The following is a 23,575-nucleotide window of genomic DNA, read 5'->3' on the forward strand; positions in this document are numbered from 1 at the left end:
TTGGGCACGGTGTGGTTGGGGGAGTGAAGGGTTGGAACGGTGGTGGGGTCGATGGGAGGGGCTCGGGCGGATTTGGAACCGGAGCAAGACTCACTGCGTTCGTCTTGCAGGGTACAAATCCTTCGACACCATTCAGACGCCGCAGGCTCGTCGCTTCACTCCTCGCAGTTGCGGCGTCAGAAGTGGGCTCGGGCGGATTTGGAACCACGGTCGGACGTGCTCGCTTCGCTGCGCGCGACCTCCCTGGTTCAAATCGCCCTCGCTGTCACTACTTCGTGCTCGCTTCGCTCGCACAGAAGTAGTGGGCTCGGGCGGATTTGAACCACCGGCCTCTTCCTTGTAAGGGAAGCGTCATAACCACTAGACCACGAGCCCGTACCCCGAAACACCCACGCGGCGCGAATAACGATTTCGCTCTGCGTCGCAACGCTTAGCACCCCGTAACCCCACGTCGTACCCGTGCGAAACCGTTCCTTGCTCGCGGTCCTCGTGGTCCTTGCTGCCGTCGCCGGCGCCGGCGCGTACCTCCTCTTCGACGACACCGAGCAGACGACCGTCACGTTCGTCGACGGCGAGAACGGGACCGAACTCGCCACCGTCACGGTGAACGTCTCCGACACGTGGGACGAGCGCTACACCGGCCTGAGCGACCACGAGTCGCTCGGGCCGAACGAGGGGATGCTGTTCGTCCACCCCCGTGAAGCGACCCACGGCTACGTGATGCGCGATATGGCGTTCCCCATCGACATGGTGTTCGTCGCCGAGAACGGCACGATCACGACGATCCACCACGCCGAGGTTCCGCCTGAGGGAGAGGAGAGCCCCACCTACGAGGGGTACGGGAAGTACGTCGTCGAGGTCCCCTACGAGTTCACGACCGAGCACGGGATCGAGGTCGGCGACCGTGCCGAGATCCCCGAGGGGAACCGGACCGCCGTGCCGACCACGGAGGCCAACGCATGAGTGAACACGACGCCGTCGACGCGCTGGCCGACCGCGAGGGCTGGGTCGCCGAGGAGTTCGCCGCCCGCGTCCACTACCGCGGCGACGGCGACCGCTACAGCGTCGAGTACTACGCGCCCAGCGACTGCGTGCTCTACTGGAAAGTCAAAGGCGACGGCGAGACCGCCGTTCCCGTCGGCCGCGACACCGTCCCCGACCCGCTGCGTGCGCGGATCCGCGAGGACCTCGACGCTGTCGGCGTCGATCCGGCGGTCGAGCAACGGTCGCTGTGAGTGTCGTCCACGCGACCCACACCACCGGAAGCTACTTTCTTCCCCAGAACGCTCGACCGATACCGGTGATTTCCGCCGCGTCACTCCCGAACGACGTGTTTCGATTCGTAAAGGTTTTTGAATACCCCTCGCGTCTCGGAGAGTAAGTAATGTCACACCCCGCTGACGAAGACGACCCCTTCGAGGATATCCGTCAGAAGACGGATAACCCCATGCGGCGGCTGTTCGAGGAGTACGGCGTGCCGAACGCGTTCTACTTCGTCGTCGGCTTCTTCGGCAGCGTCGCGGCTCGCGTCCTCGACCTGCTTCCCCCGCTGATCCTCGGGATCGCGATCGACGCCGTGTTCCGCGACGACGCCCCCTACGACCTCCCGCTAGTCCCCCAGAGCTTCATCCCGAACGGGACGACCGAGCAGTTCTGGTTCAGCATCGGCATCCTCGCGTTCGCCTTCTTCGGCGGTTCGGCGTTCCACTGGGTGCGCAACTGGGGCTGGAACTCCTTCGCCCAGCACATCCAGCATCAGGTCCGAACGGACACGTACGACAAGATGCAGCGGCTCAACATGGACTTCTTCGCCGAGAAGCAGACCGGCGAGATGATGTCCATCCTCTCGAACGACGTGAACCGGCTCGAACGGTTCCTCAACGAGGGGATGAACTCCATGTTCCGGCTCACGGTGATGGTGATCGGCATCGCGGCCATCATGTTCTGGATGAACCCCCGACTCGCGGTGGTGTCGCTGGTGCCCGTGCCGGTCATCGCCGTCATCACCTGGAAGTTCATCGACATCATCCAGCCCAAGTACGCCGACGTGCGCCAGACGGTCGGTCACCTCAACAGCCGCCTCGAGAACAACCTCGGCGGCATCAAGGTGATCAAGACGTTCAACACCGAGCGCTTCGAGTCCGACCGCGTCGACGACGTCTCCCAGGAGTACTTCGACGCCAACTGGGACGCGATCGAGACCCGAATCAAGTTCTTCCCCGCGCTGCGGGTGATCGCCGGCGTCGGCTTCGTGATCACGTTCGCGGTCGGCGGGCTCTGGGTGCTCGGCGAGGCGCCGGTGTGGATCACCGGCGGCCAGGAGACGCTGCGGGCCGGGACGTTCGCCTCCTTCATCCTCTACACCCAGCGGTTCATCTGGCCGATGGCGCAGTTCGGCTCGATCATCAACATGTACCAGCGGGCTCGCGCCTCCAGCGCCCGGATGTTCGGGCTGATGGACACGCCCTCCCGGATCGTCGAGGACCCCAACGCCGAGGAGCTCGAGGTCACGGAGGGCCACGTCGAGTACGACGACGTGAGCTTCGGCTACGACGAGGAGGAGACCATCATCGAGGACATCAACTTCGAGGTCGAGGGCGGCGAGACGCTCGCGCTGGTCGGTCCGACGGGCGCCGGGAAGTCGACGGTGCTGAAGCTCCTGCTCCGGATGTACGACGTGAACGAGGGGTCGATCGAGATCGACCGCCAGGACATCCGCGACGTGACCATCCCCTCGCTCCGCCAGAAGCTCGGCTACGTCTCCCAGGACACGTTCATGTTCTACGGGACGGTGTCGGACAACATCGAGTACGGCACGTTCGACGCCGACCACGAGGAGGTCGTCGAGGCCGCGAAAGCCGCTGAGGCCCACGAGTTCATCATGAACCTCCCCGAGGGGTACGAGACCGAGATCGGGGAGCGCGGCGTGAAGCTCTCGGGCGGGCAGCGCCAGCGGCTCTCGATCGCCCGCGCGATCCTGAAGGACCCGGAGATCCTCGTGCTCGACGAGGCGACCTCCGACGTCGACACGGAGACGGAGATGCTGATCCAGCGCTCCATCGACAAGCTGACCGAGGACCGCACCACGTTCGCGATCGCCCACCGGCTGTCGACGATCAAGGACGCCGACCAGATCCTCGTGCTGGAGGACGGCCAGATCGCCGAGCGCGGCACCCACGAGGAGCTGATCTCGAAGGACGGACTGTACGCCCACCTCTGGGGCGTGCAGGCCGGCGAGATCGACGAGCTCCCCCAGGAGTTCATCGAGCGCGCCCAGGAGCGCCACGCGCAGGCCGACGTCGACGTGGACGACGACTAGGGAACTTCGTTGGCGCAGACGCCTTTCTCGGGAACCGTTCTTTCCTCGTTTCGACTGCGAACAGAACCACGGACTCCGTTGGTTCGACCGCGAACACGACCGCGGAGTGAGCATGGCCACTTGTGACCGCACCGCCCGCACAGCCCACACTGCTCGCGGCTCACTTCGTTCGCCGCTCGCTATCGAGGCGGTTTGCCTCGCCTGCGGCGAGTTTTCCCGCCTCGCTTCCTCCCCAGCCGACTCCCTCCCTCGCTGGCGCTCGGTCAGTCGTCCCTCGCGCTGTCGTACGGGCGACCCGTGCGTCGCCCGTACGGCCTGTGGGACCTTCGGTCCCACTCTGACTCGCACACGGAGGTGCTCGCGCTTCGCGCCGACCGCCGCCGCGGTGCGGTCGCGGTGGACGCCGCGGCCTCGCAACGGTCGCGAGGCCGCGCGGGGAGGGGTGGGGACTCGGTGCAGCGCCGTTGACGAGAATCTTTGATTCTCGTCTGCCAATCAGAAATCTCCGATTTCTGATGATGGACCTCGTGTCCGGCGCACTGCGGTCACAAGTGGTCAACGATCGAGATGCTGTTGCTGTTGACTGGGTGAGACACCGTGGCGATACGCCGCCGAACCGAGAAAACTGCTGTCGCAGTCACCGAACGAAAAACGACCGCCTCAGTCGTCCAGATACTCCCCGACGAACAGCTCCACGCGCTCGCGGGTCTCCGGGGGAATCGCCTCCGTCGGCGTGTTGATCGTCCCCTCCAGCGAACTGTGACAGCTACACTCGTGGTCCTCGGGGAACGCCCGGATCGCCTCCTCGATGGCGGCCTTGATCGCGTCCTCGTTGGCGCTGGCGTTCTCCAGCACCTCCTGCAGCGTCACCTCGTGGTCCTCCTTCCAGACGTCGTAGTCGGTGACGCCCGCAAGCGTCGCGTAGCACATCTCGGCCTCCCGAGCCAGCTTCGCTTCGGGGATCGCGGTCATGCCGACGATATCCCACCCCTGCTCGCGGTAGAACTCCGACTCGGCCTTCGTGGAGTACTGCGGCCCCTCGATACAGACGTAGGTGCCGCCCTCCTCGACGCCGGCGTCCGTGTCGACCCGCTCGGCGGCGTCGCTGAGGTGGTCGACCATCTCCGGGCAGTACGGCTGGGCGAACGGCTGGTGGACGACGATCCCGTCGCCGAAGAAGGAGAGGTCGCGGTGTTTCGTGCGGTCATAGATCTGGTCCGGCACGACGAGCGTCCGCGGCGGCAGGTCCTCGCGCAGGCTCCCCACCGCGTTGGTCGCGAGCACGTGGGTGACGCCGACCTGCTTCAGCGCGTAGATGTTCGCGCGGTAGGGGAGGTTCGTCGGCGAGTGCTGGTGGTCCGGGCCGTGCCGGGGGAGGAACGCGACCTCGCGGTCGGTGTCGCCGAACTCGCCGATGGTGACCGGCGACGACGGCTCGCCGTACGGCGTCTGGATGGTGATCTCGCGGGTGTTGCTCAGCGGGAGCGCCTCGTAGATACCCGATCCGCCGATGAAGCCGATGGTCATGGGCGACCGTTCTCCCCCCAACGGAATAAACGGGGGCGGTTCGGCGGCAGTCGGGGATGCACCGTGCTACCGTCTGTTGCTCGTGTTCAAGACCCCCCGCGACTTTCGATACGTAATGAGTTCCTCCACGCACGCCGAACGCTCCTCGCTCACGCGGGGATCGCTGCTCCGCCCGCTGCTCGCCCTCGCGTGGCCGCTGGTGGCGATCCAGCTCCTTCAGGTCGCCTACAACCTCGTCGACACGATCTGGCTGGGCCGGCTCTCGGCGGACGCCGTCGGCGCGCTCAGCCTCGCCTTTCCGCTCGTGTTCCTCGTCATCTCCATCGGCGGCGGGTTCACCGCTGCGGGCGCGATCCTGGTCGCCCAGCACACCGGCGCGGGCGGCGATCGCGCGGCCGGCCGGATCGCGGGCCAGACGCTGGGCTTCGTGAGCCTCGTCGCCGTCGCGGTCGGCGCGGTCGGCTTCCTCGCAACCGGTCCGCTGCTCGCGATGCTGCCGACCGACCCCGCGACCGCCGAGCGGGTCGTCCCCTACGCCGCGGAGTACATGCGGGTGTTCTTCCTCGGATCGCCCGCGCTGTTCGGCTTCTTCGTGTTCACGGCGCTGATGCGCGGCGTCGGCGACACCCGCACGCCGCTGGTGGTGATGCTGCTCTCGGTCGTCGTCAACGTCGCGCTCGACCCGTTTCTCATCTTCGGCTGGTGGGCCTTCCCGCCGCTGGGCGTCGAGGGCGCCGCGATCGCGACGGTCACCTCACGCGCGATCGCGACGGTCGCGGGGCTGTACGTGCTGTTCGGCACCGATCTCGGGCCCGAGATCCACCTCCGCGACCTCGTCCCGAAACCCGGCCCGGTCCGCGAGATCGTCGAACTCGGCGTTCCCACGGCGCTGGAGCAGTCCGGCACCGCACTCGCGATGGTCGCCGCCACCGCGATGGTCGCGACGTTCCCGCCCGCCGTCGTCGCGGCCTACGGCCTCGGCAACCGCCTGATCTCGGTGGTGACGCTGCCCGCGATGGGGCTCTCGCAGGCGATGGATACCGCCGTCGGCCAGAACCTCGGCGCCGACGAGCCCGAGCGCGCGACCCGTGCGATGAAACTCGGCGCGGGGCTGGTCGTCGCCGTGCTCTCGGTCGTCGCGGTCGTCGTTGCGATGGTCCCGGAGCCGATCGTGGCGCTGTTCCTCCCCGCGACGACGGCCGGGGCCGTCGAGACGATCGACCACGCCGCGACGTACCTCCGGATCGCGAGCGTCGCGTTCGTGTTCTTCGGCGTGTTCCAGGTCGCGATGGGGACGTTCCGCGGCGCGGGCAACACCACGACCGCGCTGGCGCTCTCGCTGCTGGCGCTGTGGGTCGTCCGCCTCCCGGCGACGTACCTGCTCGCGTTCCCGATGGGCTGGGGGCCGACGGGCGTCTGGACCGCGGTCGCGCTGGGCGATATCGTCGGCGCGATCGCCGCCGTCGCGTGGCTCTCCCGGGGGACGTGGAAGTCCGCGGTGGTCACGACCGAGCCGATGTCGCCGACGCGGAACGTCCCGCCACCGGGGGACGATTGACGAAAGGTTTCACTGCGAGACGAGCGTGAGTACGTTCACCGTCGCGTGGGCCAGCACGACGACGTAGACGCTCCCGGAGAGCACGTACAGCACCGTCATCGCCAACGCCGGCGCGCTCGTGAACAGCGTCCCCTCAACGGAGAACCGGCCGGTCGCGTAGTGGACGGCGGTGAACGCGACCCACGCGACGGCGCCGGCGAGCAGCAGACTCCCGGTGAGGTCGGCGAGCCGCCCGATCGGGTACCCCTGGTACAGCACGGATTCGGTGACGCCCGCCGTCGCCGCGGTGAACAGGAACGCCGGCGTGGAGCGGTCGGCCTGCTCGGCCGCGAACTCCGCGGAGGTGTCGAGATCGAAGTGCCGGAAGACGTTGTAGGCGACCGTCGAGAGCACGAGCGTTCCGAACACGCCGAGTATCCACCAGCCGAGCAGGCCCGCCACGCCGTCGACGCCCAGCACGGGGATCGGGTCGGGGAGTCGAGCGCCGATCGAGCGGACGCCGGCGTTCTCGACGAACAGGACGAACGCCAGCACCGCACCGGTCACGAGCCACTTCAGCGTGTCCTCGCCGGTCGTCTCGTCGCCGGGCAGTCGGCTGAGCAGATCGATCCGACCCGCGGCGTTCCGGAGGGCTGGGTAGCCGCCGAACGCGACCGCGACGCCGGCGAGCGTGGTGAGCGGGGGCATCCGTCGAACACGGTGTCCCACTGTCACGAAAAGGCCGGGGTTCGCGGGCGCTTCTCGACGCGGAACGTCGACTGGGGGAACGACCGCGTGTCGGCTGCTCAGCCCTCACCAACCCACGCCGGCGTGTCGACGCTGGTGTTGCCGACGGCGGTCACGCGGTACCGAGTCCGGACGCGGACGTCCCTGTCGAACCGAGTCGTGTCGTACGCGACGGTGTACTCGTGGATCAGCCCGTCAGCGTCGACGAGCATCGTCATCCGGTACGCCGAGACGTTCCGGAACGACTCCGCGGAGGGCTCGCCGGCGGCGGCGAGTCGGTAGAGCGTTTCGCCGTCCCGCTCGACGGTTCCGTTCAGTTCGACGTCGGTCGCGGTCAGCAGCGTGTAGATCCGGTCGAACGAGTGACCCGCCTCGGGGTAGGGGGTGACGTTCACGCCCCGCCGGACCTTGACGCTCCCGTTAGGGTGAACGACGCGCTGGCGGCGCGCCGAGTCGTTCCTGAACACGGTGACGTTCGCGGGGCGTCGAACGTCTTCGGCACCGACGGAACTGTTCTGCCGGAACAGCGAGCGCTCGCCCGCTCCGACGGCGGTCACGGCCGTGACCCGGCGCAGCTCTGTTCCGTCGTGGGTGATGAGGGTCGTTCCGGTCGTCGTGTACGTCGTCGCCGCCAGTACGTTCCGGTGTGACTGTGCGAGTTCGTAGGAGTCGACGACGCCGGACTCGGTCACGCCGGGCGCCAGTCGCTCTGGGGTTTCCGTGGCTGTCGTTTCGGTGACGGTCCCCGTGGCCGTGGCGGGCTCGCCGTTCACCGTCTCCGTATCGGGCACAGCCGTCGGCGTGTCGTCCGCGGCGATACCGCTACAGCCGGCTGTGAGTGCCAGCAGGAGGGCGACCAGTACCGCGAGCGTCCGGCGCGAGGGAGCTGTGGGGCGGATCATGGCTGATCAGCGGGGTGTCCGTTTTTTTCTCCGGACGGTTACTTCAAAGTTATCACTGATTATTCAAACTGTTCTGGTTTCTCGATCCACTCACGGAGTATCGAAGATAAATGATCGGCCCGACTCAGATCAGCGTGCCCGACTGCAACAGCGAGATCAGCAGCGTCAGCAGCGGCACCGACAAAAGCGTCGTCACCGCCACCGTCGTCGAGACGAACTCCGGCGCCGTGACGCCGCCGACCTCCACGTCGTCGGCGAACTCGATCAGCAGCACCAGCGGCGTCACCGCCGCGGGCATCGCCGACTCCAGCACGAACGTCCGGGCGACGGTCGGCTCCTCGAAGCCGAGCAGCAGCGCGACGCCAACCGCGACGACGGGCGCGACGACCATCTTCCCGACGGTCGCGACGGTGAGCTGTGGGAGGGCGGTGCCGAAGTCGGTGTTCGCCAGTTGGATCCCCATGATCAGCAGCATCACCGGGATCGAGGCGTCGCCGACCAGTTGGAGCGTCTCCATCGCCGTCGAGTCGCTCGCGGGTACGAGGTCGACGGCGCGCAGGAGCAGGCCGCCGGCGACCGCGTAGATCAGTGGGATGCGGAACACGCGCTTGAGCGCGCCCACCCCCGCGCTCCCGCCGCCGCGGGAGGCGACGTACACGCCGACGGTGTACATCAGCACCGACTGGACCGCGACGTACAGCACCGCCACGCCACGGCCGACGCTGCCGAACGCGAAGTCGCTGACGGGGATCCCGTAGTTGCCGGCGTTGGGGAACGTCGCCACCAGCACCAGCGCCGACAGCGTCGCGTCGTCGACGCCGAGCAGGCGGCCCGAGAGCTCGACGAGGCCGGCCATGGCGAGCGTAAACGCCGTCACCCCCGCCGCGATGCGGAGCAGCGTCCCGCTGCCCAACCCCGTGTCGAGCAGGCTGTGCAGCACCAGCGCCGGCGCGAGCACGTACACCGTCGCGGTGTTGAGCGGGCCGGGCTCGACGTCCCGCGCTCGGCCGAGCACGACGCCGACGCCAGCGATCAGGACGATCGGGAGGATCGCCGACGCGAAGATGGAGACCAGCGACACTACCGTAGCGTGGCGGCGGGCGAGTCAAGAGGGGTTCGGTTCCGGCGATCAGTGGTTGTGTCGGGCTACTCCTCGGCGACCTGCATCCCACGGGCGACGATGTACATCAGGACGATCCCGGTCCCGACCGCGAGCACGAACTGCGTGAGCAGCACGAACCCACGCCCGATCGTCGAGTACTCGCCCAGCAGCAGCACGACCGCGAACGGGACGAGCGCGGCGGCGACGACCAGCCCGACGAGCTTCGCGAGGGGGATGGCTTCCGCGAGAACTCGGTTCCTGTCTATCGCTCCCGTCTCCGGATCGACGAACGGCATCTGCGAGGACATGGGCGCCGGTGCTCACGCTCACCACATACGCTTTTCCAACGCTGGCGACCCCTCAGAGCCAGCCGCGCCGCCGGAACTGCGCGAGCATCAGCGCCGCCACCAGCGTCATTCCGAGCATCGTCGCCGGGTAGCCGTACGTCCAGCCGAGTTCCGGCATCGCGAAGGGAGTGCCCGAGAAGTTCATCCCGTAGACGCCGACGACGAACGTCAGCGGGATGAAGATGGTCGCGACCACGGTCAGCGTCTTCATCACGTCGTTGGTCGACTGGGAGACGGCGTTGAGGTAGATATCACGCGAGCCGCCGGTCAGGTCGCGGTACGTCTCGATCAGGTCGACCACCTGGACGAGATGGTCGTACACGTCCCGGAAGTACTTCTCGTTGCGCTCGGCGACCTGCGGGATGTCGCCACGGGAGAGCGAGGAGACGGCCTCGCGGGCGGGCCACGCCACTTTCCGGAAGGCGAGCAGGTCCCGGCGCACGCCGTTGAGTTCCTCGAGGATCTCGGGTTCCGGGTGGTTCAGCACTCGCTCCTCGACGGCCTCGATGTCGGTCTCGATCTCGTCGAGCACGTCGAAGTAGTCGTCGACGATGGCGTCGAGCACGCGGTAAGCGAGGAAATCCGCGCCGCGGTCGGCGACCCGGCTGCTGTTTCTGGTCCAGGCGGGCGCCGTCGGTGCCACCAGTTCGAGATCCGGCGGCGCGATCGTCACCAGCCAGCCGTCGCCGACGAACAGCCCAACCGACTGGGTGTGGATCTCCTTCCCGAACGCCACGTCGTCGCGCTGGCTGAGCTTCGTCGTCTTCACCAGCACGAACGTGTGATCGGCGTACTCCTCGGTTTTCGGCCGGGTGTTCTCGTCGAGCGCGTCCTCGACCGCCAGCGGGTGGATGTCGAACCGCTCCCGGAGCGCCGCCAGATCGGACTGCTCCTCGCCGGAGGCGTGGACCCACGTCTCGCCCGGGGCGTCGATTGCCGCGCCAACGTCGTCGTACTCCTCGACGCCGTCGCTCGTGTAGACGACCGCCTGGAGCGTCATGGTTCCCCCTCCATCGCCGCGCCGTCGCCGATGGCCACGAGCACGACCCCGACCATCACCGCCGTGAGCGAGAACGCCCGGCCGGGGTAGGGGGCGTAGATCCCGGCGACGTAGCCACAGAGGCCGGCGACCAACAGGCCGCCGCCCGCGACTCTCCGTCGTTCCATGCGCTCGCGTTGGAGGGACGGGTAGTTGAATTTACCCCGCGCACGGTGGCGCGAGGTATCCTGTTCTTACGAGGGCAGGCTTCCTGTTTCGATGACGTGACTTGCAGACACAGACTCGAACTGAGTCGTGTCCGTAGCGGTCACAGTCTCCACAGGCGTTGTTTCGGGCCATCCCAGCCCTAGTTCAGCAAAGCCGCGTTGGAGGACGTTCATCGCGGCGTTTGCATCTCTGTCCGTCTCGAATCCGCACGACGGGCAGGAGTGTTCTCGCACCCAGATGGGTTTCGCTGTCTCCACGCCACAAGATGCACACTCCTTCGTTGTTCCCTCAGGTTCGACCTGTACGACGTGCGTGCCGTACAGATCGGCTTTGTATTCGAGCAAGGTGATGAGTTGTCGCCACGCTGCGTCCTGCTTGTTCCGAGCGTTGCCGTCGCCCTGAAGCATCCCCGCTACATCGAGGTCTTCCACGAACACGGCATCGTGCTCGTTAACGAGCCACGTCGTCAACTTGTGCTGGTAGTCCAGCACCTTCCGCTGGATACGACGCTTGACCTTCGCAACTTCTTGGCGTTGCTTCTCCCAGTTGTTTGACCCGTGGTTTTTCCGCGAGAGCTTGCGTTGCTCACGGCACAATCGCTCGTACTCGTCTTCGAGATCGAGCCAGTCCACGGTCTTGCCGTCGCTAGTGTGGATGTAGTTCTGGATCCCGAGGTCGATACCCACGCTGTTGCTCGCGTTCAGCGAGCCCACGTCGGGTTTCGTCGGCAGGTCAGCATCGTCGGTTTCCAGTCCGAAGGAGACGAACCACTCGCCGGTTGTCTCCTTCTTAAATGTGACTTCCTTGATGGTGGCGTGGTCGGGGATCGGGCGGGAGTACCGGATTTTCACCCAGCCAATCTTACTGAAGCGGACGTATGCGTACTTGCCGTGGTCCCTCTTTTCATCGAGGTCGAAACCAGACTGGTTGTACGTCACGCTCCGATACTCAGTGGGTGCTTGCCGTTTGAGCCGACCAACCTTGTGCCCGTTCGCTTTCTTCTTTTTGAGGGTCGAGAGATTCCGATGGAAGCGGGCGACGGTGGCTTGCGCGGCCTTCGAGTGCAGTTCACTGAACACCGGCCACCGTTGCTTCCACTCCGGGAGCTTGTTGTTCTGGTCGTACTCGGACGGTTTATCGTCCGCTGGGGCTTGTTCGTAGTCCCAGCGGACGTGGTTGTAGAGTTGGCGATGAACGTCGAGATGGTGGTCCAGTCGCTCCGCTACCTCTCCTGTCGGATAGGCGTGGTAGCGGTGACTGTACTCCATCGCTGTCGCTTGATTACCGATGTATTCACTTAATGATTTGTGTCACGGGCTGTGGTAGTGTTCAGATAAGGAGTTTGCAGCGGTAGCGTTGCCGGCAACAACTGAAAGCCCTCGGCTGTCTCGGCTCCCGCGGCTCGCTGTCGTCCGAAAATCGGAGATTTTCGTGATGACGAGAGAGCTTTGCTCTCTCGAACCACGCGCGTTCGCTCGCGTTGCTCGTCTCGTGCTTACGTCGTCACCAGAAACCGCCGGTTTCTGGTTGGCAGACGAGAGTGCTACGAGAGGCGCTTCGCGCCTCTCGGCATGACGAAAGAGCTTCGCTCTTTCGAACCACTTCGCTCTCGTCGACGCCGGGGTTCGCCGAGCAAGGAGGGAGCGGAGCTCCCTCCAGCGGCCGGGCGGCGACACCGCCCGGCAAACGCCTCGCCCTTTCAATCCACCAAGATTGCCGGCTGAAACGCCGAGCGCGACCAGCCAGTTTCAGTGCTTATCTGAATACCGCCCGGGCTGTCGGCTTCATCCCCGACCACAGTGGGTCGGGGTATTCGCCTCGCTGACCAGTATAAAGCCGGCCGCGCCTACGCCGACTCCAGGAACGTTCCCAGCCGGTCGTTCACGACTTTCGACGCCTCGACGCCGACGAGGTGGCCGGCGCCCGCCACCTCGAACAGTTCGGCGTTCGGCAGGTCCTCGGCGAGTTCGCGGCCCCGATCGACCGGGCAGAGTCGGTCGTCGGTGCCGTGGACCACCAGTGCGGGCTCGGTGATCTCGTACGGCGCCTCGACGGCGAAGGCGTCGAGCGCGGTGGCCTGTCGCTCCCAGGACTGGCGGTCGGCGTCCTCGGCGGCGCGCCACTCGACGAACTGGCTGATCGCGTCGGCCTGCTCGTCGACGAACTCGCGGGAGAACACGGCTTCCATCGACGTCCGCAGCGCGGCCTCGTCGGTCGGTGGCGCGAACATCGGCTCGGGGTCGTAGCCGTCGCCCGCAAGCGCGGTCCCGAGCAGCGTGAGCGAGCGCACGCGCCCGGTCGTGCGGGCCAGTTCGAGCGCGACCATCCCGCCGAGGCCGGCGCCGACGACGTGGGCCGACCGGACGCCGTGATCCCGGAGCACGGCGACAGCGTCCTCGGCCAGCGTCTCGACGGTGCAGTCCTCAGGGGGGTCGTCCGAGCGCCCGCAGCCGCGGGTGTCGGCCACGATCACCTCGTACGGGCCGGCGAGGGCGGCGTGCTGCCAGCCCCACTGCCACGCGCCGAGGCCGACGTCGCCACAGCACAGCACCGCCTCCCCGTCGCCCTCGGTTTCGTAGTACAGCGAGACGCCGTCGTTGCTCGCGTAGGGCACGCCCGGCGGTTCGGGCGGGGCGGTGTTGACCGTTCCGGCGGCGTTCGCCCATGCCCGAGTGCGAACGCTGTGGCGCGCTGCGCTGTTCGGACTGCTACAATGACCGAGCTCGCGGGCGCCGCGCCGAACCGCTGTCCGCAGTGTGACGGCCGGCTGGCGAAGCGGTAGCGGTTGACCCCCCTCACTCGACTTCCTCGACGGTCACCACCGTCGCCCACGCGTCGCCGACGGCGTAGCCCGTCTCGTAGGTCCGGTTCTCGTACCGCACGTACTCGGCGTCCTGCAGGGATTCGGGGAGCGAGCCCCATTTCCCGTACGGCGCGTAGTACTCGCCCTCGATGATCGCCGTCCGGACCTCGTCGCGAACGCGGTCAGGGAGCTCTTCGAGCGCGACGACGGTCGCGTTCTCGTCGGGCGAGCCGACGGATGTTCGGATCTGGTAGGACGCGTACAGCTCCCCCTGGGTGGTCGAGATCCGGTACTGGTCGCCGTCGTACCGAACGTACTCGTGTTCCTGGAACGGGTCGACGTGCTCGAACTCGTACCCTGCGGAGTCGTTCACGTACGACGTGTTCGGGACGAAGCTCGCCTCGCCGTCGATCGCGTCCCGGAACGCCGCCTGCTGCTGGTCGTTCAGGTCTTCGTACGCGACGACGCGCTCGGACTCGTCCGTACTCGTGGGCGGTGTCACGGTCGGCGTCTCAGTCGCCGTCTGCGTGGCGGTCGCCGACCCGTCCGTCCCGACGCCGCCGATGCAGCCGGCGAGGAGGATCGCAGCCGCGAGCGCGACTGCGGGGACCGGTTTTCGCATACCGACACTCCCGCGGCGTCAGTTGAAACCTTTGTGCCGGGGTCGGCAGAAAAACCGCTCAGGCCGTCTGCTTCTTCCGCAGCACGTCGGGCGCCTCGTCGAGCGCCTCGTCGAGCGCTTCCACGTCGGGGCCGCCGCCCTGGGCGAAGTCCGGCGGGCCGCCGCCGCCGCCGCCGACCTTGCGGGCGAGCTCGCCGATCACCTCGCCGGCGTCGACGTCGACGCCGTCGGGGACGCCCACGACGATCTGGGCGGAGTCGTCGGCGCCGGAGCCGACGACCGCGATCTTCCCCTCCCCGACGAGCGCGTTCGCGGTCGCCTGGAGTTCGTCGGCGTCGGCGTCGATGCGCTGGATCACGGCGGTCGTGCCGTCGATCTCGACCTCCTCGGCGTCCTCGCCGCCGCCCGCGCGGGCCTCGGCGAGCTGCCCTTTGAGCTCCTCGATGGTCTTGCCGCGCTCCTTCCACTCGGTGAAGAAGCGCTCGGCGGCGTCGGGGACGTCCGCGGGGTTCACGTCGAACGTGTCCGCCGCGGCGTACAGCGCGTCCTCGGTGTCCTGGGTCGCCTCGATGGCGGCTTCGCCCGCGGCGAACACGAACCGCTCGACGCCGTCCTGCACGGGCTCGGTGTTCAGGATCTTGATCGCGCCCACGTCGCCGGTCCGGCTGACGTGGGTGCCGCCACAGGCCTGCACGTCGTCGCCGACGTGGATCAGCCGGATGTTCTCGCCCGGCGGGATGCCGCCCTGGTAGAGGTCGAACCCGTGTTCCTCCTCGGCCTCGTGGCGCTGGGGCCACTCCTGGCGGACGCTGGTGTTGTCGGTCACGATCTCGTTGGCGACGCGTTCGATCTCCTTGACCTCCTCCCGACTCACTCGCTCGTAGTGGTTCACGTCCAGCCGCGAACTGTCGACGCCTTTCTGGGCGCCGGCCTGTCGGACGTGGTCGCCGAGCACCTGCCGCGCGGCGGCGCCGACGATGTGGGTCGCGGTGTGGTGCTGCATCAGGCGCCGGCGGCGCTCGGCGTCGATCTGCCCGGTGACGAACTCGCCTTTCCCGGGGCTCTCGGTGGTGCGGTGGAGGATCACGCCGTCGCGCGACTGCACGTCGACGACCTCGACGCTGCCGTCCTCGCTGACGAGCGTCCCGTGGTCGGCGGGCTGGCCGCCGCCCTCGGGGTAGAACATCGTCTGGTCGAGCACCACGTCGTACCCCTCCTCGCGTTCGAGCACGTCGAGAACCACCGCCTCGAACTCCATGCGGTCCTGGTCCTCGTAGTAGAGCTGATCGGTCTCGGGGAGGTCATCGACGCGGTCGGCCGTCCCCTCCCCTTCCTCGAGCGCCTCCTCGGCGTCGTGGCGCTCGGCGACCAGCGAGTAGAAGTCGTCGGGCTCGTTCACCTCGGCGCCGCGCTCCGCGGCGATCTCGGCGACCATCGACGGCTGGATCCCGTGGGAGTCGTACAGCTCGATCAGCTGTTCGGTCGGGATCGGCGTGCCGGCTTCGGCGTGCTCGTCGGCCAGCTGCTGGACCTTCCGCCGGCCGCGTTCGAGCGTCTCCTCGTACTTGCGCACCTCCGTGCGGACGATGTCGCGGATCGTGTCGCGGTTCTCGTACCCGAGTCGCTCGGCCTCGCGGTCGACCAGTTCGTCCAGCGGCACGTCGACGCCGACGTCGTCGACCAGCCGCTTCGTCCGGCGGAGCACCATACGGGCGAGGTAGCCCGTCCCCACGTTCGAGGGGACGATCTCGTCGCCGAACATGTAGGCCAGACAGCGCGCGTGGTCGGCGATCGCGTAGATCGACTCCAACGGCTCCATCAGCTCCTCGAGCCGCTCGACGGGGACGTCCAGCCGCTCGGCGATGGTGTCGCGGGCGGCCTCCATGTCCTCGGCCTCGTCGATGTCCATGTGGCCCGCGAGCTTCGAGGCGCGGTGGACGAGCTCCTGCTCCGCCTCGGTCATCTCGATCCCGGCGTTCTCCTTGAGGAACTCGATCGATTCGGGGTAGATCGCCTCGTACACCGTGGGCGTGCCCTGGCTCATCCACGTCCAGCGCTCGATCCCGTACCCAGTGTCGACGACTCGGCGGTCCATCTCCGAGTACGTGTTGCCGTCCTTCATCTCGTACTCGCCGTCGGGGTCCTGCTCAAGCATCATGAACACGAGCGTCGCCAGCTCGAGCCCCTTGTAGATCACCTCGAAGGCGGGGCCGGCGTTGCCGCCGCCGACCCACGGGTCCTCGATGAACGTGATCTCCTCGCGGGGGACGCCCATCGACGAGAAGAACTCCTCGCAGTACTCGACACACTGGTCCTTCCAGTACACCTCGCCCTCGTAGGCGTAGTCGGTCCCCTCGTCGGCGTTGAACGCGTGGTGGCCGCCCATCTCGAACGCCATCGTGTGGCGGCCGGTTTTCCCGACGTTGTCGATGTCCTGCATCCGGATGCAGGGCTGGGAGACGACCAGCGGGTTCGCCGGCGGCGGCGACTGGCCGCTGGTGACGTGGGGCTGGAAGTCGTAGATCGACGCCTGGGTCAGCAGCACGTCGTCGCGCCAGCGGTTGGCCGCGACGGGGGCGGGGTCGACCCGCTCGTGGCCGTGCTCCTCGAAGAAGGAGAGGAACTCCTCGCGCATCTCCACCAGCGAGTACGACTCGTCGAACCCGGGGTCGTCGATGAACCCGTAGTCCTCACAGGGGGGCTCGCCACAGGTTTCGCGCTCGACGCGGCTCCAGAAGTGGGCGCCACACGACGAACAGGTCTGGCGTTCGAACCCGTTCTCCGCGAAGTATTCGAGCCGGTACTCGCTCTCGAGCTCACTCATTACCGGATGTGGTCAACCGCCGGGCAAAAGGATTCCGGGCTCCGGGTGGGCCCGCCCGACCCACCGAAACACATATGCGACCGTCTCGCAAGAAACACAGTAGCTGTCTAGATCGTGCCACATCGAACGGATATCCTCGTGGTCGGGGAAAACCCCTGTCGGGCGGCGGGGCAACTGCTCGATCGGGACGGGTTCGTCGGCCGCGCCGAACCGCCGTCGTCGGCGTACGCGGCGTTCGAGGAGTCACATCCGGACTGTCTGGTCGTCTGTGGCGACTCGCTCCCGACGCCGCTGGCGGCCGCGGCCTCGGAGGCCGGCTGTCCGATCGTCGACTGCGAGGGAGGCCGTCCCGCGACACGGGGTGACGACGAGAACGCCGACGCGTCGGGTGATCTCGGTGACCGCGTCACGGCGGCCGTCGGCGCCACACCCAACCGCGAGCGCATCGCTCGCCTCCACGAGGGCTCAGCCGAACTTGTCGGGGTCGACGACCGGGGGGACCTCTACCAGCGCGTGGTCGATATCGCGGCGGACGTGCTCGATTTCGACACCGCCGTGTTGTACTTCCGCGATGGGGACGGGTTCGCCGCCGCTGCGGTGACTGGGAGGGCGGATCCCGACCGCGTCCCGCCCGACCAGGGGGTGGTGGCACACGTCGCCGAGACGAGAGAGCCGGTGATCGTCGACGACGTCGAGCGCCATCCGATCGCCGAGCCGCGGGACGAACGCCACCGATCGGCGCTGGTCGTCCCCTTCGGCGGCGACGGCGTGTTCACCGCTCTCTCGACGTTGCGTGGGGGGTTCGACGAGGTGGATCTGAAGCTCGCGGAGCTGTTGGTCACCCACGGCTCGCAGGTCGACGCCCGGCTGCGCGCCGAGGCGGACCTCCGGGACCGACAGGAGCGCATCACCCGACTCCACGAGGCCGCGCCGTCGTTGATCGGCGCCGAGTCCGAGTCGGCGCTGTTCCAGCGCGTGGTCGACATCGCGGAGGACGTGCTCGAGCTCGACCAGTCGGTGCTGTTGATGATGCAGGACGGCGATCTGAAGCCGGTCGGCGGCCGGACCGACAGGCTGGAGAACGTGTCGACCGAGGCGGGTATCGTCGGTCGGACGTTCAACGAGGAGCGCTCGTTCCTCGTCGACGACGCCGAGGCGAACGTCGACGCCGAACCGGCCGACGAGACGGTCAGGTCCGCGATCAGCGTCCCCGTCGGGAGCTCCGGCGTGTTCCAGGTGATCTCCAGTGAGACGGGAACGTTCGACGAGATCGATCTCGAGCTCGTTGAGCTGTTGATCGGCTACGCGGAGTCGACGCTCGACCGCATCCGGTCGGAGGCCGCGCTCCGGGAGTCCCGCCGGGTGATCGAGCGGCTCCACACGACCGCGATGGAGCTGGGCGCCGCCGAGACCGAGGCGGCGCTGCTCGATCACGCCATCGACGCCGCCGAGGACGTCCTGGATATGGACATGTGTAAGCTGGACCTGCGCGACGGGGATATGCTCGTCCCCGTCGTGGAGTCGGGCGGCGTCCCGGAGGACGCGGGGCGGAAGATGCACGTCTCGGAGGGGATCGCGGGCAAGACCGTCCGTACGGGCGAGTCGTTCCTGCTCCGGGACGTCACCAGCGACCCCGACTCCGAGCCGACCGACCCGGAGTTCGAGTCGGCTATCTCCGTCCCGGTCGGGGAGCTCGGCGTGTTCCAGGCGGTCTCGAACGAGCCCGAGGCGTTCGACGAGGAGGATCTCGAACTCGCGGAGCTGCTGATGGCCCACGTCGCGGTGGCGCTGCAGCGCGTCCGCGCCGAGGCCGACCTCCGTCGCCAGCGGGACAGTCTGGAGGCGCTGTTCGAGAACATCCCGGGCGCCGCCGTCGCCTACGAGATGATCGACGGCGAGCCGATCGTCCAGCGCGTCAACGGCGCGTTCGAGCGGACGTTCGGCTACGACGCCGACGATATCGAGGGGGAGTCGCTCGACGAGTACATCGTCCCGCCCGAGGGCGAGGACCAGGCCGACTCGTACAACGAACGGCTCGCGAACGGGGAACGGGTCCAGTCCGAAGTCGAACGGGAGACTGTCGACGGCAACAAACACTTCCTGCTGCAGGTGACGCCGCTGGAGGTCGGCGAGGAGAACGCGCCGGGGTACGCCATCTACACGGACGTGACCGAGCAGCGCGAGCGCGAGGCCGAGCTCCGGCGGCAGAACGAACGCCTCGACCAGTTCGCGAGCGTGGTCTCCCACGACCTGCGCAACCCCCTCAACGTCGCCTCGGGCTACCTCGACCTGGTCAGGGAGACCGGCAACCTCGACAAGCTGGACAACGTCGAGAACGCGCTCGACCGCATGGACGCGCTGGTCACCGACCTCCTCACGCTGGCCCGCGAGGGGAAGGACGTGGGCGAGACGCGCTCGGTGGCGCTGGACAGCGTCGCCCGGACGGCGTGGGACCACGTCGCCACCGACGGCGCGACGCTCGCTGTCGAGACCGACCGCGAGGTCGACGCCGACCCGGACCGGCTGATCGAACTGTTCGAGAACCTCTACCGGAACGCGGCCGAACACGCCGGCGACGCCCCCACGGTGACCGTCGGCGCGCTCGCCGACTGCGAGGGGTTCTTCGTCGCGGACGACGGCCCCGGGATCGACGAGGCGATCGACCCGTTCGACACGGGCGTCACCACCAGCGACGAGGGGACCGGGTTCGGGCTCCCGATCGTCGAGAGCATCGCGGAGGCCCACGGCTGGTCGGTGTCGGTCACGGAGAGCGACGAGGGCGGCGCGCGGTTCGAGTTCGAGACGGCGTGATCACAAAAGCGGCTAGAGCACCTCGGATATCGGTAGAGCGGGCGACTGGTCGCGTGTGTTGGTCGTCTACTGAGTCGCCTCTCGCCGCCCCCGAAGAAACGTTTCACCACGGTCACCTGCGTCCAGTTGGGACACCGCTAGTCCTGCCTCCTCGAGGCGGTCGCGAACGTCTTCATCGCTCACGCCGTTGTGTACCTCGACAAAACAGTCGCGTACCGTAGCCAACCGTTGTTCCATCCCGTCGAGGACAGCGACCTCAGTCCCCTCAACGTCGATCTTCACGACATCCGGTGACGGAACATCGATCTCGTCCCCTCGCTCGACCGGAACCGTGGTTCCGCTCCCCCCGGAAAGAGCTCGCGTCGCGGTTTTGTCCCCTCGAGAGAGCGTTGCAGTCCCGGACTCGTTACTCAACGCGATCGGGACGGGGTCTATCTTGTTGTCGAGATCGTTCCGCTCGGCGTTGGCAACCAGCTGTGCCCGGGCTTCTGCTCCTGGCTCGAACGCAACAACCTCGGCACCGGATTTCGCGGCCAATAGTGCGTACGATCCCATGTTTGCGCCGACGTCCCACACAACATCCTCGGCGTCTACAGCCTCCACGAACGCCTCGAGAACGGGTTCCTCACCGTGACCGCGAGCACGCCAGAGCGCCTCTTGATTGTTTATCACCAAGGAGACGGATACGGAGCCAACGTCCAACTCCGCCGTTCTGATCAGTTTGTGCAAGCGGAATTTGTAGTACGCGTAGTCCTGAACGGCACGGGCCACCCCCCGAACCCCCTCTTGGCGGTAGTGTTGAACCAACTGTGCGGGTTTCGAACCCATGTATTCATCACGACTCGCAGGCGGGATAAGTTATCGCATGGGTCGCCTGATATCTCATCTGACCCAACTACTCACAAACTCGATATCCACCCCCCGAGCTGGCCGAAGAGCTTCCCCCCACCAACAGCCGACCTCAGACCGCCGCCATCGCGGTCCGCACCGAGTCGATCGCGCCCTCGACGTCGGCGTCGCTCACGTCCCAGTTCGTCGTGAACCGAACGGTGGTCTCGCTGAACGCCACCGCGAGCACGCCGTGCTGTTCGATCTCGCCGACGAACTCGTCGGCGTTCAGCCCCGTCCCCTCGACGTCGGCGACGACGATGTTCGTGTCGGGTGCGGTCGTCTCGATCCCGTCGATCGAGCCCAGCCCCTCCGCGATGCGGTCGGCGCGGCGGTGGTCCGCGTCGAGATGGCTGCGGTTCTCCAGCGCCAGCAGGCCGGGCGCGGCGATCATGCCGGCCTGGCGCATCCCGCCGCCGAACAGCTTCCGTGTCCGGCGCGCGCGGTCGATGAACGCCTGCTCGCCGACGAGCACCGAGCCGACGGGGGCGCCGAGCCCCTTCGAGAGACAGAACATCACGCTGTCGGCGCTGTCGGCCAGTTCGGCGGCGTCGACGTCCAGCGCGGCGGCGGCGTTGAACAGCCGCGCGCCGTCGAGGTGGACGGGCACGTCGTGGTCGTGGGCCACGCTGGCCGCGGCGTCGATCTGTGCCTTGGAGACGGCGACGCCGCCGCGGTAGTTGTGGGTGTTCTCCAGACAGAACAGCCCCGTGCCGGCCTCATGGAGGCTCTCCTCGACGACCCCTTCCTCGACCTGCTGGGGTGTGGGGACGGCCGACTCGCCGAAGTCGAGCAGGCGCGTCTGGAGGCTACTCAGCTGGGCGATCCCGCCCAGCTCCCACTTGAGGACGTGGGCGTGCTCGTCGGCTAGGAGCTCCTGCCCGCGGTCGGTGTGGGTCCGGATCGCGACCTGGTTCCCCATCGTCCCGCTGGGGACGAACAGGCCGGCCTCCTTGCCGAGGATCTCGGCGGCCCGGGCTTCGAGTTCGTTGACGCTCGGATCGTCCTGGTAGACGTCGTCGCCGACCTCGGCGTTCTTGGCAGCCTCCCGCATCGCGTCCGAGGGTTTGGTGACGGTGTCGGAGCGTAAGTCTACGACCATGGAGTGGCTGGGAGAGGAGGAGGAATAAGGGATACGGTGGCGTGAGAACGCTTCCGGATTCAGGGTGGCGGGCGGGGTCGGTGTTTGGTTAGGTGCCGGTGCTGTGGCCGTCAAGGTTAGCAACTTCGTGAAATCCCCTACTGGATCGTGATCGTTGACTAGCAGGGCCAGCAACACCGTGAAAGCCCCTCACTGCTCGACTCCCGGGACTCGTTGCGCTCCTCAGTCACTCCGCTCCCTGCGGTGCTTACTTCGTCCGGGTTCGCCGAGCAGTGAGCCCCTTTCAGTCCCACCCACCAGTACAGTCCTCGATCCTCCCCAGCCGACTCGCTCGCGGTGCTCGCTCGCCCCTCGCGCTCGGCTCGCGCACGGAGGCGCGAGCGCTTCGCGCCGACAGCCACCGCAGTGCGGTCGCAGTGGACGCCTCGCGGGCGCAACGGTCGCGCCCGCGGGGGGAGAGGTGGGGACTCGGTGCTGTGCCGGACCTCGTGTCCGGCGCACGGTGCTGTCGGGCGGGACTGAAAGGGGCTGTCGCCTCCGGGAAGGCGGGCGAAGTAAGGACCGCAGTGGAGTGAGCGAAGCGAACGGAGCGAGGACCGCAGCGAGCCCCCCGACCGGAGGCGACAGGGGCTTTCGCGGTGTTCCTGATTCCGTCGTTCACCCTACAACCGGGACCGCTCCTGAGCGAGTATCGGTAGCAATGGCGCACCCCAAAGACGACGAGAACTTCTACAACTTCGCGTACGGGCCGCCCTTCGCCTCGGTCAGCCGGTCTACCTGCTCCTCACTCAGGTCGATCCGTGCCGCCCCGAGGTTCTCCTCCAACTGCTCCACCGTCCGCGCACCCACGATCGGCGCGGTCACGCCGTCGCGGTGCATCAGCCACGCCAGCGCGGTCTGTGCCGGCGACGCCCCCACCTCGTCGGCGACCTCGTCCAGCACGTCGTGGACGTCGAAGTTCGTCTCCGTCAGGTACGCTTTCTCGAACCGACTCGACTCGGCGGCGCGGGACTCGCCGGTGAGGCCGTCCTCGCGGTCGTACTTCCCGGTCAGGAACCCCTGACCGAGCGGGCTCCACGGGCAGACCGCCAGCTCCTCCTCGCGGGCGAACTGGAGGTAATCCCCCTCGATCTCCCGGTCGACGAGGTTGTACCGCGGCTGGAGCACCGTGAACGGCTCCCAGCCCTCCGCGCGGGCGAGTTCGTTCGCCTTCGCGACGCGCCAGGCGTTGGGGCGAAGCGTCGACGCGCCGAGGTAGTGGACTTTGCCCTCCTCGACGAGCGCGTTCAGCGTCTTCATCGTCTCCCGCGCCGGCGTCTCGCCGTCCCAGCGGTGGAGGTAGAGCACGTCGACGTACTCCGTGCCGAGTCGGTCGAGGATCTCGTCGACGCGGTGCCGGAGGTTCTTCCGGTTCGTGCCGCGGCTGTTGGGGTCGTCCTCCCGGATCTGCCAGTAGATCTTGGAGGCGACCGTGTAGCGCTCGCGGTCGCGCTCGGCCAGCCAGTCGCCGATCCACTCCTCGGCCTGCCCGCCGCCGTACACGTCGGCGGTGTCGATGTAGCGTCCGCCGGCCTCGGCGTAGGCGTCGAGCAGCTTCTTCGCGCGGTCCTCGCCGATCTCGAGGTTGCCTGCCTCGGTCTCGCGCCCGAAGCGCCACGTGCCGAACTGGAGCTCGCTGGTCTGGAGGCCGCTGTCGCCGAACGGGACGAAGTCGAGGTCGGTGTCGCTCATGTGTCTGCCCGTTGGGGCGAACGGGGCAAAAACGTTGAGCAATCGGCGATACGACGACCCGCGTCGACGGATCTGCCGAACATCTTCGGGAACGAGGGGTTACGGG

General features: G+C 67.4%; 19 protein-coding genes and 1 tRNA gene. 5 read left to right on the plus strand and 15 right to left on the minus strand.

Annotation, left to right across the window (positions count from 1 at the left end; translation table 11 throughout):
• Positions 1–302: 302 nt before the first annotated feature.
• Positions 303–375 (minus strand) — tRNA-Val (locus tag B4589_RS12390).
• 84 nt (positions 376–459) lie between these two features.
• On the opposite strand from B4589_RS12390, the gene B4589_RS12395 reads away from it, so the two are divergent.
• The 3 genes from B4589_RS12395 to B4589_RS12405 all read left to right on the plus strand — a co-directional run bounded on the left by B4589_RS12395 (position 460) and on the right by B4589_RS12405 (position 3,319).
• On the plus strand, positions 460–963 hold the full coding sequence (locus tag B4589_RS12395; protein WP_079234561.1) for a DUF192 domain-containing protein: 504 nt from the start codon (positions 460–462) through the stop codon (positions 961–963).
• Positions 960–1,235, plus strand: a complete 276-nt coding sequence (locus tag B4589_RS12400) for a hypothetical protein (protein ID WP_079234562.1) — start codon at positions 960–962, stop codon at positions 1,233–1,235. Before B4589_RS12395 ends, B4589_RS12400 begins: the two co-directional genes overlap by 4 nt.
• A gap of 149 nt (positions 1,236–1,384) precedes the next feature.
• The gene (locus tag B4589_RS12405) at positions 1,385–3,319 is read left to right on the plus strand and encodes an ABC transporter ATP-binding protein (protein ID WP_079234563.1); all 1,935 of its coding nucleotides are present in this window, start codon (positions 1,385–1,387) and stop codon (positions 3,317–3,319) included.
• Positions 3,320–3,979: 660 nt separating this feature from the next.
• On the opposite strand, the gene mtnP is transcribed toward B4589_RS12405, so the two are convergent.
• Positions 3,980–4,846: an S-methyl-5'-thioadenosine phosphorylase gene (mtnP, locus tag B4589_RS12410; RefSeq protein ID WP_079234564.1), complete on the minus strand. Its 867-nt coding sequence runs from the start codon at positions 4,844–4,846 to the stop codon at positions 3,980–3,982.
• Between the two features lie 115 nt (positions 4,847–4,961).
• Between mtnP and B4589_RS12415 the strand changes: the two genes are divergently transcribed.
• Positions 4,962–6,404: an MATE family efflux transporter gene (locus B4589_RS12415; protein ID WP_079234565.1), complete on the plus strand. Its 1,443-nt coding sequence runs from the start codon at positions 4,962–4,964 to the stop codon at positions 6,402–6,404.
• A 9-nt stretch (positions 6,405–6,413) separates the two neighbouring features.
• Here the strand turns inward: B4589_RS12415 and B4589_RS12420 are convergent, their stop codons facing one another.
• The 10 genes from B4589_RS12420 to alaS form a co-directional block, all read right to left on the minus strand.
• Positions 6,414–7,091 carry a type II CAAX prenyl endopeptidase Rce1 family protein gene (locus B4589_RS12420; RefSeq protein WP_079234566.1) on the minus strand — a complete coding sequence of 226 codons (678 nt, stop codon included), beginning with the start codon at positions 7,089–7,091 and terminating at the stop codon, positions 6,414–6,416.
• A gap of 98 nt (positions 7,092–7,189) precedes the next feature.
• Positions 7,190–8,032 (minus strand): hypothetical protein, encoded by an 843-nt coding sequence (locus B4589_RS12425; RefSeq protein WP_079234567.1) that lies wholly within the window; start codon positions 8,030–8,032, stop codon positions 7,190–7,192.
• Positions 8,033–8,156: 124 nt separating this feature from the next.
• Entirely contained in the window at positions 8,157–9,113 is a 957-nt protein-coding gene (locus tag B4589_RS12430) for an AEC family transporter (RefSeq protein ID WP_079234568.1), read from the minus strand.
• 65 nt (positions 9,114–9,178) lie between these two features.
• Positions 9,179–9,442, minus strand: coding sequence for a hypothetical protein (locus B4589_RS12435; RefSeq protein ID WP_079234569.1), 264 nt, complete (start codon positions 9,440–9,442; stop codon positions 9,179–9,181).
• Positions 9,443–9,494: 52 nt separating this feature from the next.
• The gene (corA, locus tag B4589_RS12440; RefSeq protein WP_079234570.1) at positions 9,495–10,481 is read right to left on the minus strand and encodes a magnesium/cobalt transporter CorA; all 987 of its coding nucleotides are present in this window, start codon (positions 10,479–10,481) and stop codon (positions 9,495–9,497) included.
• Positions 10,478–10,648 carry a hypothetical protein gene (locus B4589_RS12445; protein WP_176330526.1) on the minus strand — a complete coding sequence of 57 codons (171 nt, stop codon included), beginning with the start codon at positions 10,646–10,648 and terminating at the stop codon, positions 10,478–10,480. Before B4589_RS12445 ends, corA begins: the two co-directional genes overlap by 4 nt.
• 66 nt (positions 10,649–10,714) lie before the next feature.
• The gene (locus tag B4589_RS12450) at positions 10,715–11,956 is read right to left on the minus strand and encodes an RNA-guided endonuclease TnpB family protein (protein WP_079234571.1); all 1,242 of its coding nucleotides are present in this window, start codon (positions 11,954–11,956) and stop codon (positions 10,715–10,717) included.
• A gap of 578 nt (positions 11,957–12,534) precedes the next feature.
• A complete protein-coding gene (locus tag B4589_RS12455) occupies positions 12,535–13,302 on the minus strand; it encodes an alpha/beta fold hydrolase (RefSeq protein WP_079234572.1) in 768 nt (255 codons plus the stop codon).
• A gap of 181 nt (positions 13,303–13,483) precedes the next feature.
• Entirely contained in the window at positions 13,484–14,113 is a 630-nt protein-coding gene (locus B4589_RS12460; protein ID WP_079234573.1) for a hypothetical protein, read from the minus strand.
• Positions 14,114–14,171: 58 nt separating this feature from the next.
• On the minus strand, positions 14,172–16,937 hold the full coding sequence (gene alaS / locus B4589_RS12465; RefSeq protein ID WP_079234574.1) for an alanine--tRNA ligase: 2,766 nt from the start codon (positions 16,935–16,937) through the stop codon (positions 14,172–14,174).
• A gap of 138 nt (positions 16,938–17,075) precedes the next feature.
• Here alaS and B4589_RS12470 point away from each other — a divergent pair, with 138 nt between their 5' ends.
• Positions 17,076–19,748, plus strand: a complete 2,673-nt coding sequence (locus B4589_RS12470; protein ID WP_079234575.1) for a GAF domain-containing protein — start codon at positions 17,076–17,078, stop codon at positions 19,746–19,748.
• 66 nt (positions 19,749–19,814) lie between these two features.
• Here B4589_RS12470 and B4589_RS12475 read toward each other — a convergent pair whose 3' ends face one another.
• The 3 genes from B4589_RS12475 to B4589_RS12485 form a co-directional block, all read right to left on the minus strand.
• Positions 19,815–20,576: an FkbM family methyltransferase gene (locus tag B4589_RS12475; RefSeq protein WP_079234576.1), complete on the minus strand. Its 762-nt coding sequence runs from the start codon at positions 20,574–20,576 to the stop codon at positions 19,815–19,817.
• A 133-nt stretch (positions 20,577–20,709) separates the two neighbouring features.
• Positions 20,710–21,738, minus strand: coding sequence for a low specificity L-threonine aldolase (locus tag B4589_RS12480; protein ID WP_079234577.1), 1,029 nt, complete (start codon positions 21,736–21,738; stop codon positions 20,710–20,712).
• A 729-nt stretch (positions 21,739–22,467) separates the two neighbouring features.
• Positions 22,468–23,469, minus strand: a complete 1,002-nt coding sequence (locus B4589_RS12485; protein WP_079234578.1) for an aldo/keto reductase — start codon at positions 23,467–23,469, stop codon at positions 22,468–22,470.
• Between the last annotated feature and the right edge of the window lie 106 nt (positions 23,470–23,575).

Origin of the sequence: Halolamina sp. CBA1230 (assembly GCF_002025255.2) — an archaeon.
Lineage (GTDB): Archaea > Halobacteriota > Halobacteria > Halobacteriales > Haloferacaceae > Halolamina.

Coding starts and splice junctions, on each gene's coding strand:
- B4589_RS12435 (WP_079234569.1), bottom strand. CDS start 9,442: ATGTCCTCGCAGATGCCGTTCGTCGATCCGGAGACGGGAGCGATAGAC.
- B4589_RS12475 (WP_079234576.1), bottom strand. CDS start 20,576: ATGGGTTCGAAACCCGCACAGTTGGTTCAACACTACCGCCAAGAGGGG.
- B4589_RS12480 (WP_079234577.1), bottom strand. CDS start 21,738: ATGGTCGTAGACTTACGCTCCGACACCGTCACCAAACCCTCGGACGCG.
- B4589_RS12450 (WP_079234571.1), bottom strand. CDS start 11,956: ATGGAGTACAGTCACCGCTACCACGCCTATCCGACAGGAGAGGTAGCG.
- B4589_RS12460 (WP_079234573.1), bottom strand. CDS start 14,113: ATGCGAAAACCGGTCCCCGCAGTCGCGCTCGCGGCTGCGATCCTCCTC.
- B4589_RS12445 (WP_176330526.1), bottom strand. CDS start 10,648: ATGGAACGACGGAGAGTCGCGGGCGGCGGCCTGTTGGTCGCCGGCCTC.
- B4589_RS12485 (WP_079234578.1), bottom strand. CDS start 23,469: ATGAGCGACACCGACCTCGACTTCGTCCCGTTCGGCGACAGCGGCCTC.
- B4589_RS12425 (WP_079234567.1), bottom strand. CDS start 8,032: ATGATCCGCCCCACAGCTCCCTCGCGCCGGACGCTCGCGGTACTGGTC.
- B4589_RS12420 (WP_079234566.1), bottom strand. CDS start 7,091: ATGCCCCCGCTCACCACGCTCGCCGGCGTCGCGGTCGCGTTCGGCGGC.
- B4589_RS12405 (WP_079234563.1), top strand. CDS start 1,385: ATGTCACACCCCGCTGACGAAGACGACCCCTTCGAGGATATCCGTCAG.
- alaS (WP_079234574.1), bottom strand. CDS start 16,937: ATGAGTGAGCTCGAGAGCGAGTACCGGCTCGAATACTTCGCGGAGAAC.
- B4589_RS12400 (WP_079234562.1), top strand. CDS start 960: ATGAGTGAACACGACGCCGTCGACGCGCTGGCCGACCGCGAGGGCTGG.
- B4589_RS12415 (WP_079234565.1), top strand. CDS start 4,962: ATGAGTTCCTCCACGCACGCCGAACGCTCCTCGCTCACGCGGGGATCG.
- mtnP (WP_079234564.1), bottom strand. CDS start 4,846: ATGACCATCGGCTTCATCGGCGGATCGGGTATCTACGAGGCGCTCCCG.
- corA (WP_079234570.1), bottom strand. CDS start 10,481: ATGACGCTCCAGGCGGTCGTCTACACGAGCGACGGCGTCGAGGAGTAC.